This is a genomic window from Enterococcus sp. HMSC061C05 (assembly GCF_001814765.1).
In the GTDB taxonomy this organism is placed as follows: Bacteria; Bacillota; Bacilli; order Lactobacillales; family Enterococcaceae; genus Enterococcus_B; species Enterococcus_B lactis.
Window position 1 is genome coordinate 15,809 of sequence record NZ_KV817726.1, and the last position, 14,468, is coordinate 30,276.

13 protein-coding genes are annotated in these 14,468 nt (G+C 40.4%); 3 read left to right on the top strand and 10 right to left on the bottom strand.

Going from position 1 to position 14,468, the window contains the following annotated elements; translation table 11 throughout:
- Positions 1 to 72 precede the first annotated feature (72 nt).
- The gene (locus HMPREF2988_RS02665) at positions 73 to 1,047 is read left to right on the top strand and encodes an L-lactate dehydrogenase (protein ID WP_002287399.1); all 975 of its coding nucleotides are present in this window, start codon (positions 73 to 75) and stop codon (positions 1,045 to 1,047) included.
- Between the two features lie 169 nt (positions 1,048 to 1,216).
- Positions 1,217 to 2,614 carry a L,D-transpeptidase family protein gene (locus tag HMPREF2988_RS02670; RefSeq protein WP_002329834.1) on the top strand — a complete coding sequence of 466 codons (1,398 nt, stop codon included), beginning with the start codon at positions 1,217 to 1,219 and terminating at the stop codon, positions 2,612 to 2,614.
- Positions 2,615 to 2,695: 81 nt separating this feature from the next.
- Here HMPREF2988_RS02670 and HMPREF2988_RS02675 read toward each other — a convergent pair whose 3' ends face one another.
- Both HMPREF2988_RS02675 and HMPREF2988_RS02680 read right to left on the bottom strand, forming a co-directional pair.
- Entirely contained in the window at positions 2,696 to 3,418 is a 723-nt protein-coding gene (locus HMPREF2988_RS02675) for a YebC/PmpR family DNA-binding transcriptional regulator (protein WP_002290927.1), read from the bottom strand.
- 78 nt (positions 3,419 to 3,496) lie between these two features.
- Entirely contained in the window at positions 3,497 to 4,003 is a 507-nt protein-coding gene (locus HMPREF2988_RS02680; protein WP_024635044.1) for a VanZ family protein, read from the bottom strand.
- 121 nt (positions 4,004 to 4,124) lie between these two features.
- Between HMPREF2988_RS02680 and HMPREF2988_RS02685 the strand changes: the two genes are divergently transcribed.
- Positions 4,125 to 5,924: a M3 family oligoendopeptidase gene (locus HMPREF2988_RS02685; RefSeq protein WP_070769953.1), complete on the top strand. Its 1,800-nt coding sequence runs from the start codon at positions 4,125 to 4,127 to the stop codon at positions 5,922 to 5,924.
- A gap of 68 nt (positions 5,925 to 5,992) precedes the next feature.
- Here the strand turns inward: HMPREF2988_RS02685 and HMPREF2988_RS02690 are convergent, their stop codons facing one another.
- From HMPREF2988_RS02690 to HMPREF2988_RS02725, 8 genes are all read right to left on the bottom strand, one after another.
- Positions 5,993 to 7,477: a C40 family peptidase gene (locus HMPREF2988_RS02690; RefSeq protein WP_070769954.1), complete on the bottom strand. Its 1,485-nt coding sequence runs from the start codon at positions 7,475 to 7,477 to the stop codon at positions 5,993 to 5,995.
- Positions 7,478 to 7,731: 254 nt separating this feature from the next.
- The gene (mreD, locus tag HMPREF2988_RS02695) at positions 7,732 to 8,241 is read right to left on the bottom strand and encodes a rod shape-determining protein MreD (protein ID WP_002315901.1); all 510 of its coding nucleotides are present in this window, start codon (positions 8,239 to 8,241) and stop codon (positions 7,732 to 7,734) included.
- A gap of 3 nt (positions 8,242 to 8,244) precedes the next feature.
- On the bottom strand, positions 8,245 to 9,099 hold the full coding sequence (gene mreC / locus HMPREF2988_RS02700) for a rod shape-determining protein MreC (RefSeq protein ID WP_002293051.1): 855 nt from the start codon (positions 9,097 to 9,099) through the stop codon (positions 8,245 to 8,247).
- Positions 9,100 to 9,254: 155 nt separating this feature from the next.
- A complete protein-coding gene (locus tag HMPREF2988_RS02705) occupies positions 9,255 to 9,893 on the bottom strand; it encodes a thiamine diphosphokinase (RefSeq protein ID WP_002293052.1) in 639 nt (212 codons plus the stop codon).
- Positions 9,894 to 10,544, bottom strand: a complete 651-nt coding sequence (rpe, locus tag HMPREF2988_RS02710) for a ribulose-phosphate 3-epimerase (protein ID WP_070769955.1) — start codon at positions 10,542 to 10,544, stop codon at positions 9,894 to 9,896. It lies immediately after the preceding gene.
- A 12-nt stretch (positions 10,545 to 10,556) separates the two neighbouring features.
- Entirely contained in the window at positions 10,557 to 11,456 is a 900-nt protein-coding gene (rsgA, locus tag HMPREF2988_RS02715) for a ribosome small subunit-dependent GTPase A (RefSeq protein WP_070769956.1), read from the bottom strand.
- A gap of 196 nt (positions 11,457 to 11,652) precedes the next feature.
- A complete protein-coding gene (gene pknB, locus HMPREF2988_RS02720; protein WP_070769957.1) occupies positions 11,653 to 13,722 on the bottom strand; it encodes a Stk1 family PASTA domain-containing Ser/Thr kinase in 2,070 nt (689 codons plus the stop codon).
- Complete coding sequence (locus tag HMPREF2988_RS02725; protein ID WP_002315895.1) at positions 13,719 to 14,459, bottom strand: Stp1/IreP family PP2C-type Ser/Thr phosphatase; 741 nt, start codon at positions 14,457 to 14,459, stop codon at positions 13,719 to 13,721. The genes pknB and HMPREF2988_RS02725 overlap by 4 nt, the downstream gene beginning before the upstream one ends.
- Between the last annotated feature and the right edge of the window lie 9 nt (positions 14,460 to 14,468).

The following is a 14,468-nucleotide window of genomic DNA, read 5'->3' on the forward strand; positions in this document are numbered from 1 at the left end:
GCGTGACATGGGGCTTGAGAAATGTTAGCATAAGCATGGGAAAAAACAAATCAATGGAAGGATTGATACTAAATGACTGCAGCTGCAGAAAAAAAAGATCATCAAAAAGTTATTCTTGTTGGAGACGGCGCCGTAGGTTCTAGCTATGCCTTTGCTCTAGTTACTCAAAATATTGCTCAAGAAGTAGGTATCGTGGATATCAATACTGCTAAAACTGAAGGAGACGCAATTGACTTGTCTCACGCTTTGGCATTTACTTCACCTAAAAAAATCTACTCTGCTACTTACGCAGACGCACATGATGCTGACTTAGTTGTTATTACAGCTGGCGCACCACAAAAACCAGGTGAAACTCGTTTAGACTTAGTAAACAAAAACTTAAAAATCAACCGCGATGTTGTCACACAAATCGTTGAATCAGGATTTAACGGTATCTTTTTAGTTGCCGCTAACCCAGTAGATATTTTGACTTACTCAACTTGGAAATTCTCAGGTTTCCCTAAAGAACGCGTTATCGGTTCAGGTACGTCTCTTGACTCTGCTCGTTTCCGTCAAGCACTTGCGGAATTAGTTGACGTTGATGCACGTAATGTCCATGCTTACATCTTAGGTGAACACGGAGATTCAGAATTCCCAGTTTGGTCACATGCAAATGTTGCCGGCTTGCAAATCTATGAATGGGTGAAAAACAACCCTGAAATCGATGAAGAAGCTATGGTTAACCTATTCTTCGGCGTACGTGACGCTGCTTACACAATTATCGAGAAAAAAGGCGCTACTTTCTATGGTATCGCAGTAGCATTAGCACGTATCACTCGTGCCATCTTAGATGATGAAAATGCTGTTCTTCCTTTATCAGTCTTCATGAATGGCGAATATGGATTGAACGACATCTACATTGGTGCACCTGCTGTTATCAACCGTCAAGGTATCCAAAAAGTAATCGAAATTCCTTTAAGCGACAGCGAACAAGACCGCATGGCTGCTTCTGCTAAACAATTAAAAGAAATTCTAGATGAAGCTTTTGCTAAACTAGACGCTGAATAATTTTTGAATATGACGGAAAACATCTAAACGGTGTTTTCCGTTTTTTTATTTTATCACTCTTCTGGTTTCTAAATTTTTTCATAAAGAAGAGATAACCTTCGTCTTTTCGTCTAAATTATGCTATCATGAGACCGTTCCACCCTAAACTTTTACTTAAGGAGTTGTCGATATGACAAGATCTTCGCATCGAAAAAAATCGAAACATGTTGCTTTGCTTTCAGCTCTTGGTGTTCTCTTAGTGCTGATTAGCTTTTATACCTATCGCAGTACATACTACACAAAACATTTTTTGCCGAATACGGAAATCAACGGAATAAATGTCAGCGATCTAACAGTCGAAAAAGCAAATGAAAAATTAAAAGAAGCTTATTCCGATAAAAAATTAGCTATTAAAGAAGATGGAAAAGTCTGGCAGGAAGTACCAAAATCTGAGCTCGGCTATAAAGATGATTTCACTTCTGAGCTTTCTCCGATCCTAAATGAACAAAACGGATGGACTTGGGGAATGACTTATGTTTCAGCAGCGGAAAAACAAGAAATCGATCCTATCAGTCAAGACCACCAGAAACTGGATACTACCGTTCAGACATTGACAACTAAACTGACTGATCTGAATAAAGACCGGACACCTACAACTGATGCAACAATTGAAAAATCAGGCGACTCTTTTGTTATCAAGCCTGAAGTCAATGGAAATACCATCAACGTCGATGCTGCGGTCAAACAAATAAAAAGTGCAGTAAATTCCGGTAAAGATACGATTGAATTAACTGAGTTCAAAGAAAAACCAAAAGTAACCTCCGGAGACAGTTCACTGAAAGAACAACTCGAATCCATGAATGCTATCGCAAAAGTAAAAGCTACTTACAGTATAAACGGTGAGACTTTCCAGATTCCATCAAGTGATATCATGAGCTGGCTGACCTACGACGGAAAAGTCGATTTAGATACAGAACAAGTACGTCAATATGTAACAGATTTAGGCACAAAGTATAACACAAGTACGAATGACACAAAATTTAAAAGTACAAAAAGAGGAGAAGTTACGGTCCCAGTTGGCACTTACAGCTGGACGATCCAAACAGATAGCGAGACAGAAGCGTTGAAAAAAGCTATTCTGACAGGCCAAGACTTTACTCGTTCTCCGATTGTGCAAGGTGGCACAACCGCTGATCATCCATTGATCGAAGATACGTATATCGAAGTTGATCTAGAGAACCAGCATATGTGGTATTATAAAGACGGAAAAGTAGCCCTTGAAACAGATATCGTTTCCGGAAAGCCATCTACACCTACACCTGCTGGGGTCTTCTATGTTTGGAATAAAGAAGAAGATGCAACTTTAAAAGGAACAAATGACGACGGAACGCCTTACGAGAGTCCAGTAAATTACTGGATGCCGATTGACTGGACAGGTGTTGGTATCCACGATTCTGACTGGCAACCTGAATACGGCGGAGATTTATGGAAAACCCGCGGTTCACATGGCTGTATCAACACTCCGCCAAGTGTAATGAAGGAATTATTCGGGATGGTCGAAAAAGGAACACCTGTATTGGTCTTCTAACAAAAAAGAATTGATAAAAAGAACGCACCTGTACGAATCGTACAGGTGCGTTCTTACTTATTATCTCAACTAGGCGCTTGCTTACATTTCAGCAGCAGTAAAGACTTCTGAGACATCATCATCGTCTTCTAGCTTATCTACTAGACGTTCCAATTGCTCCCGTTGTTCCTCATTTAAATCGATCGTCGTTTGTGGGATCATCGTCAATTCTGCTTGCGCTAAAGTGAACTCTTTTTCCAGCTCATCTCGTACAGCAGCAAAATCTTCTGGTGCAGTATAAATCTCGAACACTTCAGGAGAAGTTTGCAGATCTTCTGCCCCCGCCTCTAATACATCTTCAAACATCGTCTCTTCATCAACAGCCAACCCATCGCGTTCAATGACGATATACCCTTTACGATCAAACAAGTAACTGACTGAACCCGTTTCTCCCAGTGACCCGCCGTTTCGAGTAAAAGCTACTCGGACATTTGTCGCTGTCCGATTACGATTATCCGTCAATGCATGGACTAAGATTCCTACTCCACCCGGGCCGTATCCTTCATACGTGATTTCATCGTAATTCGTTTCATCTACGGCGCTAGTAGCCTTTTTAATCGCCCGTTCTACATTGTCGTTTGGCATATTTGCAGCTTTTGCTTTGTCCACAACAAGCCGCAGAGCTGGGTTCATGGATGGATCAGGACCGCCTGCTTTAGCTGCCATATAGATTTCACGAGAAAGTTTCTGAAAGACTTTTCCTCGTTTCGCATCTTGGGCATTTTTTCTTCCTTGGATATTATGCCACTTACTATGTCCTGACATGATTTTTCCTCCCTTGTTCTTTTGAGAATACACTTCTATTCTAGTACTATTTCACAAAAAAACAAAGCCACAGCCAATCTATAAACGCTTCTTGAATGCCGCAAAAAGCACACATAATACCACAGCAGTCAGAGCACCGATCGAATCCAACATGACATCTTGGAACATAGGCGTTCGTCCACCGGTCATCATTTGATGGAATTCGTCCAAACCTGCGTATCCTGTTGCTGAAAGCCAAGCAAGGATCGCTGTCAGCCACCAAATTTTTAGTTTAGGGAAAACACCTAAAAACAAGCTGCCACCCAAAACAAAATAAGTAGCAAAATGTGCGCCTTTTCTTAAAAAGAACTCTACAAATTTGGCGTAGCCCAGATGGTCGATACTCACGATACTTCCACCATAATTAAAACGTATACCTGCTAATGTGTCCTTAAATGGCTGATTAGGAAGCCAGCTTTCTAATCGCGAAACTTGTGATTGCTGTCCGTAAGTTTGAGAAGAACTGTAAAATAAGATGGCAACGACTATAAGTGCGATCACTAAATAAATATTTCCGTTTTTCAGTTGTTTTTTTGAAGAATTCATAAGTCACCTCTGTATTTATCTTAGACTTTTTTTGAAGAAACAACAATCATTTTCATAGAGACTTCTTCTATAAAAAAGTGCTATACTTAATTTTGTATTACAATATGAAGGGAGTTTTTTCATGAGTTATTCATTAAATTGGGATCTAGATTCTATTTTCCCCGGAGGAAGCCATTCTGATGCTTTGAACCAACGGATGAAGCAATTGGAAGACCAAACGAACGAATATTATCAACGTGTAACAAAATGGTCACCTAGTTCTGACAAGGCAGAGCAGCTAAACGCGATTCTTCAATTGCAAGAAACGATTACGAACGGCTTTACCCAATGCAACAGCTATATTACTGCATTGCTTTCTGCCAATGTCAATGATTCAGATGCAAAGATCTTATCAGGTAAGCTTTACGCCTTGCTTCCTCGTCTACAATCAGCCGAAACAGTATTGTCGAAGAAATTTGCAGAAATATCTGACAATGATTGGAATCAGATGCTTTCCCATGGTTCGTTTGAAACAATCGCGTTTCGTTTAAACGAGATCCGTCGTGACGGTTCACAATTATTATCAGAAGCTGAAGAGAACATTATCAACACGCTCTCATTAGATGGTCTAAATGCCTGGAGCAGTCATTATGATACGATTGTAGCCAGCATTTCGATTCCCTTCCAACAAGATGGTCAAGTTGTCGAATTATCTGCTGGCCAAGCCTTCAATAAGATGATGGGCGATCCAGATCTAAAAGTCAGAGAAACACTTTTCGCAGCATGGGAAAAAGCATGGAAAGAAAAGGCTCCCCTCTTCACAGATACTTTGAATCATTTAGATGGTTTCAGACTTTCTAACTATGAACTTCATGGCATCACAGATTTTCTGCAAAAACCATTAGAATACAACCGTTTGAAAAAAGAAACATTGTCTGTCATGTGGGAGACGATCCAAAAAAACAAACAACCCCTTGTTGATTACTTGACTAGAAAAGCCAATCTTTTCGGTAAAGAAAAAATGGAATGGCAGGATCAAGATGCACCTATTATTTTAGGCGATTTGAAAGAAAAAGCCTTTAGTTTTGACGAAGCAGCTGCATTTATTATCGAAAACTTTAATAAATTCAGTCCAAAAATGGCTAAATTCGCACAATCTGCTTTTGAAAAGAGCTGGATTGAAGCAGAAGATCGTCCTGGAAAACGTCCTGGTGGTTATTGTACTGAGTTACCAGAAACAAAAGAATCAAGGATCTTTATGACCTACAGCAATTCTGTTAATGAGGTTGCGACACTTGCTCATGAATTGGGGCATGCTTTCCATAGCAGCACGATGTGGGACTTGCCTTCTTTAAATCGTGAATACGCAATGAATGTCGCAGAAACAGCAAGTACATTCGCAGAACTGATTGTAGCCGATGCTACATTAAAAGCCGCAAAAACAAAAGAAGAAAAAATCAATTTGCTAGATACAAAATTGCAAAATGCTTTAGCTATGTTCATGAATATCCATTCTCGATTCATTTTTGAGAATCGATTCTATGAAGCACGGCAAGAAGGATTAGTCTCAGAAGATAAGATCACAGAGATGATGGTTGAAGCACAAAAAGAAGGCTACCAAGGAGCTTTAGCCACTTATCATCCATATTTCTGGGCTGCAAAATTACATTTCTTTATTGATGACGTACCGTTTTATAACTTCCCATACACCTTTGGCTACCTGTTTAGTTTAGGCATTTATGCTTACGCTAATCAAAAAGGGGCAAATTTCGAAGAAGAATATATCCATTTACTACGTGATACTGCTTCAATGACGACGGAAGAGCTTGCAAAGAAACATTTGAATGTCGATCTCACTCAACCAGATTTTTGGCAAGCAGGTATCGATATGGTGATGGAAGATATCCAAACGTTCATGGAATTGACAGAAGAATTCATCTGATTTCTATTTTCTCTCAATAAAAAAAGAGTTAGCCCTTTTCTGGACTAACTCTTTTTGATTAATCATTCTTACATGCTGACAGCAAAGTCAGGTGCAAACCATTGAACTGAACCAACTTTTACGCTTTCGCCTGGTTGAGGAGCATGGATATATTGTCCTCCGCCTAAAGCAATCGCTACGTGGTAAGTTCCGCCTGGTGAACCCCAGAATAATAAGTCTCCAGCTTTTGCTTGAGAAACTGAGATTTTTGTTCCAGCTGATTCTTGAGGAACTGTCCAACCACCAATGTCACGACCAGTTACTTGCAAGTAAACATAGCGTGTGAATCCTGAGCAGTCAAATCCACTTGGATCTTTACCGCCCCAAACATATGGAGTACCGATATATTTGTAAGCTTCTGCTACGATTGCTGCACCATTCACACTTCCAGAAGGCGTTGGTGTTGGTGTTGTATTAGTTGTGTTATTAGTTGCATTACTACCAGTACTGTTCCCAGGATCAACACTTTGATCTGTTGATGGTGTTGTAGGCGCAGGTGTTGTTGATTCTTCTGTTGAAGATTCAGGTACAGTTGTTGACTCTTCTGTTGTTGAAGATTCAGGCACTGTTGTTGATTCTTCTGTTGTTGAAGATTCAGGCGCTGTTGTTGATTCTTCTGTTGTTGAAGATTGAGCAGCTGATGATGATTCTTCAGTCGTTGAAGATTGAGCAGCTGATGATTCTTCTGTTGCTGAGCTTTGTGCAGCTGATGAAGCTTGAGTAGCTTGTGCTTCAGCTTCTGCTTGTTCGCGTGCTTCTTTTTCAGCTTTTTCTTGTGCTGCTTGTTGACGTGCTTGTTCTGCTAGACGTTGTTGTTCACGAATGCGTGCTTGTTCTGCTTCAGCTTCTGCTTTTTGGCGGTTCAAGTCAGCTTTCTTGTCTTCAGCAGTTGCTTGTTCAGCAGCTAATGAAGTTTTCAGTACGTTCAAATCAGCTTGTTTAGATAAAAGATCGCCTTTTTGAGATTCCAAAGCAGCTTGGTTTTCAGCTAATTCTTTTAGTTTAGCATCGTTTTCAGCTTTTTTGTCTTCTACAGCTTTTTTATCTTGTTTTTGTTGTTCCATCAAGTCGTTGTTTGCTTTTACCATCGTTGTCATTGCTTGAACGCGTCCGATAGCATCTGCTAATGAATCAGCATTCAATACAGCGTCAATATAGTTTGAGCTTGTATTGCTTACTTGTGCTTCACGTGCTTGTTTTTGGATTGTATCTTCACGTTTTTCAATACGTTCTTGTAAATCTGCAATATCTTTTACTAATTGGGCAGATTCTTGACGCAATGTGTCTTGTTTTGCTAATAGATCTTGTGCTTGTGTGTTGATTTCAGAAACTTGGCTTTCTAGGGCATCGATTTGTGATTGTGCATCTGCTTGTTGGTTTTTCAAGTCTGCAATCTTTTGATCTTGTTGTTGTATCTGAGAATCAAAATCGTCCGCCGCGGCAGCGATCGGTGATGCTACGGCAGTCAAGGTCATTGAACATACCATTACTGCTGATATTAAACTCTTTTTCACTCTTCATTCCTCCGACTGGCTTAATTTAATAAATATCTAAATATATTTAAGTCTTTCTTAACGATATAAAAATTGTACCATAGCAGTATGTCAGCGATATAATAGTTATGTTACAAAAATGTTTCAAAACAACCTCTAAAAATGACAAAACTGTTCGTTTCAGAAAATGATCATGAAAAAGGCATGCTAAGACGGGCTTTTTTTAAGATAACAACAATTCTTTTTTACTTTCAGAGGAAAAACAAAAAAAGAAATTATTCATCACTGAATAATTTCTTAAATGGAAAAATGAATAATACAAAAATAATCATGTTCAACAGCAGTGTAGGCCCTAAGAACCTTGTAATAAAATACGTGTTATTTACTACTGCTAGTTTAAAAATCAATTGGACCACCATCGTAAACAGTTCATACCCCGTGACAAAGATAATCATACTGAAAAATTCAGTAAAGATGTTGACGTGGATGACATCTTTCATTACATACATCAACCATACGATCAAAGGGAGAGCTACGGCATAGATACCGATAACACCGATATAGTAAACATCATAGACTGCACCGAGAACAATCGTGGTGATTAGCAAATAGCGTTTTTCAAATGCCATACTGCAACATAACAATGCCAAGATCAGAAAGTGGGCATTTGACATATAACTGCCTTTCGACCACTCTCCTAGCATTCTTGTTAAATGGCCATCTATCAACATCAAAAAGAAAAGAACGATTGGCAGATAGTACTTCATTGTTTCTTTTTTCAACATGGACTAATCCTCCGCTAGCCGTTGGACAATCGTCACAACTGACACATCATACATTTCTGCATAAGGTTTCACATAAACTTCCCGATCCAGGCCATAACTGTCTGGTTTCGTTTTGATAACCGTACCGATTGGCAAGTTAGCTGGAGAATTTCCTCCAAGACCGGATGTCTGAACAACATCCCCTTCTTTGATATCCGTATCACCAGTCAATTGGGTCACCACTAATGCATGGAGTTTTTCATCATAGTTTTTAAGCAAACCGAATGCTTCGCCATTAGCCGAAGATACCCGTACTGGAAAATGATTGGAGCTTTCGTTAGAGGATGACAGTAATTCGATTTTAGACGAAGCTGTATTGACTTCGATCACTCGGCCGATCAATCCTTTTTGCGACATGACTGCCATATTTGCTTCGATACCGTCTTTAGAACCCTTGTCTACGATCAGCATGTCCTGCCAGCTATCTGGTGAACGGGTAATGACATTTGCCGTTACTTTTTCGTAACTCGTCAGCGTCTGGTTCAAATCAAGTTCTTTTTTCAAAGATTCGATTTCTCTCTCGTAATTCTTGTTTTGCTGTGCAACGTCATCATAGCTATCGATTTTTTCTTTTAGCCGCTCATTTTCGGCATAAGTTGAAAAAAGATTATGGACAGAATCTACTCCGTTTCGCACCCACCGTACTGGGGCAGAGATTGTTTTATCAACCATTGCAACACTGTCATTAACGATGGATTGGAAGAAATTAGGCTTTCCTTCATTCGCTCGCTGTGCAGCGGTCACACTTAGTATCGTCACCACGATGATAACAATAACCAAGGTAATAATAATATTTTTATTAGGATTGAACTTCTTCACAAAGACACCTCGAATTAATTAGACTCTTGTGTTCAATTTTATCACTAAATGCCGGGAAACAAAAGGCAAGTTGCTCCTCTTAAGCTTTTTTTTAGTAAATAATAGATTCTGTCATTTTTAGCCTGAAAGACAAAACTTTTCCTTTTGTTCATTGGTCAGTCTTTGCTTTGAATAACTGCAATCATACCATCTGAAAAAGAAAATTCAGCGGTATCTGAAAGAAACTCGTTACTTGCATAAGATGTCGGGTATTCAACTGCTTTATTTTCCAATACATACTTACTGCCTTTCAATGTAAGAGCCGAGACGGGCGTCAAACAGCAATAAGCTAGATACTTCATACTTGGAACCTGTCTTACTATATGCTTTCCAGGCAAATAATAAGCCAAATAATTTTGACGATCTCTAATAATAAGCTGATGGGCAAACGGTTTGAATCGAGGTTCCAGACCTAACCAGAGATTGGCTAAAAGATGATCCAATCTTCCTCCTGTGGCGCCGATCAAAGTGACTTCAGCTTGCGGATAACGTTCAAATGTCTTTAAGATCCCCAATTGTGTATCTGTATCGTCTTTTTCTGCGGGTGAACGGGCATACTCTTTGGCTTTTGCAAATACTTCCTCCTGCTCTTCGTTCGACAATGAATCAAAATCACCTACTGCCAGATCTACTGGGTAGCCTGCTTGAAGCAGATACAGCGCACCACGGTCTATTCCGACATAGGCATCGTATTTGGTCAGTAGAGGCTGCGGCCAGTTTTCCGGATTACCTCCAGCAGCTAATAAAATTTTCATTTAATCTAATGCCTCTTTTAACCGTTCGATTTGTCCGACTGGATTTTCGGCTCCATAGATATATGATCCTGCAACAAAGACATCCGCCCCTGCATCTTTACAGATTTTTGCTGTTTCTGGAACGATTCCGCCATCTACTTCAATTGCATAAGACCAAGTGTTCTCTTTACGTAGATCAGCGAGTTCTGTGATTTTTTCTACCGTTTCTTCAATAAAGCTTTGTCCGCCGAACCCAGGATTGACAGTCATGACCAGCACTTGATCAGCCAAAGGCAAAACATGTTTGATCATGGAGACTGGTGTCCCTGGATTAATAACTACTCCAGCTTTGACACCTAAGCTTTTTGTCATTTGGAGTGCCCGATGGATATGAGGAGTTGCTTCTACATGAACAGTAATGATATCTGCTCCAGCTTTCGCAAATGCTGGAATGTAATTTTCCGGATCAACGATCATCAGATGGACGTCTAGCGGTAATTTAGTGACAGGTCGGATTGCCTGAACAATATTTGGCCCTAACGTGATATTTGGGACAAATTGGCCATCCATGACATCTACGTGGATGTAATCTGCGCCTCCTTTTTCTACTAACTCAATATCTCTTTGCAAATTGGCAAAATCTGCGCTCAAAATGGATGGTGCTATTTTCATTCTTGGTTCCTCCTATTTTCGTTTACCTTCTTTTTTCGTATACATGGGTTTTCTTTTCTCGATTTCTTGTAAGAATTGCAAATAATTATCGTAACGTGTCTGTGCGATACCACCTGTTTCTACTCTATGTTTCACTTCACAGCCAGGTTCTTTAGCATGCATGCACTCTCTAAATTTGCAATAGGCAGAAGCTTCCACAAATTCCGGAAATTGTCTTGGCAATTCTCCTGCTTCGATAGTCAAAAAGTCAATCGAGCTGAATCCTGGTGTGTCTGCTACTAACCCACCGTAGATAGGGAGCAGCTCCACATGCCGTGTTGTATGACGCCCTCTTCCAAGTGCATCAGAAATCTCTCCTGTTGCTAAATTCAGTTCTGGAGATATTTGATTCAGTAGTGTTGATTTTCCTGCTCCAGACTGTCCCATGAAGACCGATAGCCGTTCTGGAAAGTAACGGATCAATTCTGTCGTGTCACCCGCATGATTGGGTACAATCACTGGGTAGCCTATCTTAGTATAGGTTTGTTTGATTTCTTCGATTGTTTTCGGGTCGTCTGACAAGTCGGTCTTCGTCAAAAAAATGAGCGGTTCGATTGATTCATATTCCAAGGTAACTAGAAAGCGGTCAAGCAGATTATAAGAAAATGCAGGTTCCACGATACTTGTGACAATGATTCCAAGATCAACATTTGTGACTGGCGGGCGAACTAATTGATTTTTTCTCGGCAAGATTTCCAGAAGATAGCCGTCTGTTTGATTTTCACTCTCAAAGATTACCTGATCTCCGACAAGCGGCGTGATTTTCCGATTCCGGAAATTCCCTCTTCCTCTTGTTTGATAGGTCTCTCCGTCTGCGTATACATAGTAAAAACCGCTGATTGCTTTTCTGATTTGTCCTTTGATAAGTGCCACCTCCGTTTTTGTTTATTTTACCATATGAAGAGGAAAGTAGGTGTCGTTCCACGCAAACTTCTCAAAGTAAAAGGCTTGAAAACTAATCAAAAGGGATAGAAAACACAAAAAAGGGACTGCGACACAGTCCCTTCGAATAAACGGTGTTCCAGAAGTAGCTTCTGTCACAACCTCTTTGTTCTATTTTATTAAAAACTTATTTTGAGCTTTCTGAGGTACTATCTGATGAACTTGTGGTGCTGGAAGATTCTTCTTTGGAAGAGCTGCTCGTACTGCTAGAGCTACTTGAGCTGCTAGAACTGTCTGAAGAATCTTTCTCAGAACTAGAAGACGCTGGGTCTGGTCCTTTAGAGTAAATCACGTTTACAACCATTCCTTTGGTAATCGTCGTACCTGCCCCTGGCACTGTACGGATTACTTTGTCCTTATCCACCGTGCTTGAATATTCAGAAGTCTCATGACCGATATATTCTGCACCAATACTAGCCAAATAACTTTGTGCTTCGCTTTTTGTATAGCCGGAGATGTCATTCAGTTTAGGTTCTGTTCCTTGGCTTACGACAAAACTGATGTAAGTTTCTTCTGCTACAACTTCACCTGAGGCTGGATCCTGACTAATAATCGAACCCGATGGCACAGTGTCGCTATAGTCATAAGTAGCACTAATGTTATTGATATTGAATCCTTGTGTAACAAGCCAATTACGGATAGTTTCGTAGTTTTCTCCTACATGACTACTCAAAGTCACTGTTTCTGGTCCTTTGCTGACTGTGAAAGTAATCGTGTCTGTTTTAGGATCGACTTCTGTATCTTCTGATGGAGATTGCGAAATGATCATTCCGCTTTCTACCTCTGAACTGAATTCCTCTTCTTTTTGAATCAAATCAGCAGAAAATCCTAATTCTTTCAAACTTGCTTCAGCATCTTCATAACTTTTACCACTGTAATCATCTAATTTGATTTTTTTCGTGCCACTGCTGATATAAAGAGTGACTTCGCGTTTTTGCTTGACTGTCGTTCCCGCTGCCGGGTCTGTCTTCACCACATTGCCTTCTTCGATTTTGTCATCTGCAATTTCTTCTGTTTTTGTTGCTACTTCTAATTTCGCTTTTGCGAGTGTTTCTCTGGCGGAAGCTTCAGAAAGATCAGAAACATCAGGAACAACAACTTCTCCCCGTCCGCCAGAAGCAAAGAATACAGCTGTTCCGATTCCTAAAACAGCGAGGACAGCTAACAGGATCAGCCACCATTTTTTCTGTCCTTTCTTTTTAGGGTCAGGCAGAACTTCTTCCTCTTCCGGCAATGTTTCGTTTCTCGGTTCGTCTTTTGGCAGAGGCATAGATTTGAATGAATCCGGCATTGGTGTATCTGCCGCAAGCGGTGTGATAACTTTTGTTTCGTTATCCATCGCATGAGGTTGCCATTTTTCTTCGTTTGCACGGGCTGGTGATAATACTGTAGAAAGATCATCAGACATTTCTTCGGCTGACTTGTAACGGTCTGCAGGTTCTTTAGCCGTCGCCCGTAAAATCACATTTTCCAGTGCTTGCGGTACATTTGGATCAAGTGCCTTTATGGATGGAAGATCATCTTGGAAATGTTTTAAAGCAATCGTCACAGCAGATTCACCGTCAAACGGCACGCTACCTGTCAGCATCTCATAAAGAATGATCCCTAAAGCATAAATATCTGACTGCTTCGTTGCCATACTCCCTCTTGCTTGCTCAGGAGATAGGTAATGAACAGATCCCAACATCGTATTCGTCTGTGTGATCGATGTTTCAGATAAAGCAATAGCAATCCCGAAATCCGTGATTTTTACTACACCTTCGTTATCGATCAATACGTTTTGGGGTTTCAAATCTCGGTGGATGATTTGATGGTTATGAGCTAAAGAAATAGCAGAAAGAATCTGCTGCATAATATTTACTGCTGTTTCATAAGGAACAGGATAATGTGTTTGGATATATCGTTTCAAGTCCATTCCTTTGACGTATTCCATCACTAGGTACTGCATATTGTCTTCTTCACCAACATCGTAAACACTGACAATATTTGGATGAACGAGTTCTGTTGCTGCTAAAGCTTCTCGCTGAAATCGTCGAATCGCGGTTTGATCATTTTGAAAGTCGAATCGTAAGACTTTGACTGCTACATCTCGATCCAAGATCAAATCGTGCGCCAAAAATACATTAGCCATACCACCACTACCGATATTCCCCGTGATTTGATAACGGCCATTTAATTTTTTTCCCAACTCGATCATACACTGTCCTCCTTATATTCGATAAGAAGAACGGTGATATTATCCGCTCCGCCTGCTTCATTGGCACGATCAATCAGCTCAGTTACTTTATGGGATAACGGGCCTTCTTGATTAATGATCGTTCCTATTTCTTCTTCAGATAGCATATTCGTCAAGCCATCTGAACATAACAGCAAGCGATCTTTTAGTTGCCAAAGATGAGTAGAAACATCTACTTCGACTGTTCCTGGCATGCCGACAGAACGTGTTAAAATATTCTTTCTTGGATGGTTCACTGCCATTTCTTCGCTGATTTCCCCTGATTTGACTAGTTCGTTAACTAAAGAATGATCCTCTGTCAATTGCATGATTTTATCTTCGCGAATCAAATACGCTCTGCTGTCGCCAACATTCGCAATCGTGAACCAGTCATCTGACAGAGCTGCCGCTACGATTGTTGTTCCCATACCGTTATATTCCGGCTGTTCTTGTCCTCGCTGATAAATCAGCACATTTTCCTCTTGAATCGATTGAATGAACCACTGGGCGATTTTTTCATCGTCGGCAGCTTCTTGTTCTTCCCAAGCTTCGCCTAGATTTGTTACCGCCATTTGACTGGCAATGTCTCCAGCACGGTGCCCACCCATCCCATCTGCTAATACAGCAAGCTTGAGACCTGAACGGCTAGTAAATACACTGGCATAGTCTTGATTGGTGTTACGTCGTCTTCCTACATCTGATTGATATTCAATCTGCATTTTTTCACC

Excerpts from the sequence above, each read along its gene's own strand:
- HMPREF2988_RS02665 (WP_002287399.1), top strand. The coding sequence starts at position 73 with ATGACTGCAGCTGCAGAAAAAAAAGATCATCAAAAAGTTATTCTTGTT.
- HMPREF2988_RS02670 (WP_002329834.1), top strand. The coding sequence starts at position 1,217 with ATGACAAGATCTTCGCATCGAAAAAAATCGAAACATGTTGCTTTGCTT.
- mreD (WP_002315901.1), bottom strand. The coding sequence starts at position 8,241 with ATGTTGAAAAAAGAAACAATGAAGTACTATCTGCCAATCGTTCTTTTC.
- pknB (WP_070769957.1), bottom strand. The coding sequence starts at position 13,722 with ATGATCGAGTTGGGAAAAAAATTAAATGGCCGTTATCAAATCACGGGG.
- HMPREF2988_RS02680 (WP_024635044.1), bottom strand. The coding sequence starts at position 4,003 with ATGAATTCTTCAAAAAAACAACTGAAAAACGGAAATATTTATTTAGTG.
- HMPREF2988_RS02725 (WP_002315895.1), bottom strand. The coding sequence starts at position 14,459 with ATGCAGATTGAATATCAATCAGATGTAGGAAGACGACGTAACACCAAT.
- HMPREF2988_RS02705 (WP_002293052.1), bottom strand. The coding sequence starts at position 9,893 with ATGAAAATTTTATTAGCTGCTGGAGGTAATCCGGAAAACTGGCCGCAG.
- rpe (WP_070769955.1), bottom strand. The coding sequence starts at position 10,544 with ATGAAAATAGCACCATCCATTTTGAGCGCAGATTTTGCCAATTTGCAA.
- HMPREF2988_RS02685 (WP_070769953.1), top strand. The coding sequence starts at position 4,125 with ATGAGTTATTCATTAAATTGGGATCTAGATTCTATTTTCCCCGGAGGA.
- HMPREF2988_RS02675 (WP_002290927.1), bottom strand. The coding sequence starts at position 3,418 with ATGTCAGGACATAGTAAGTGGCATAATATCCAAGGAAGAAAAAATGCC.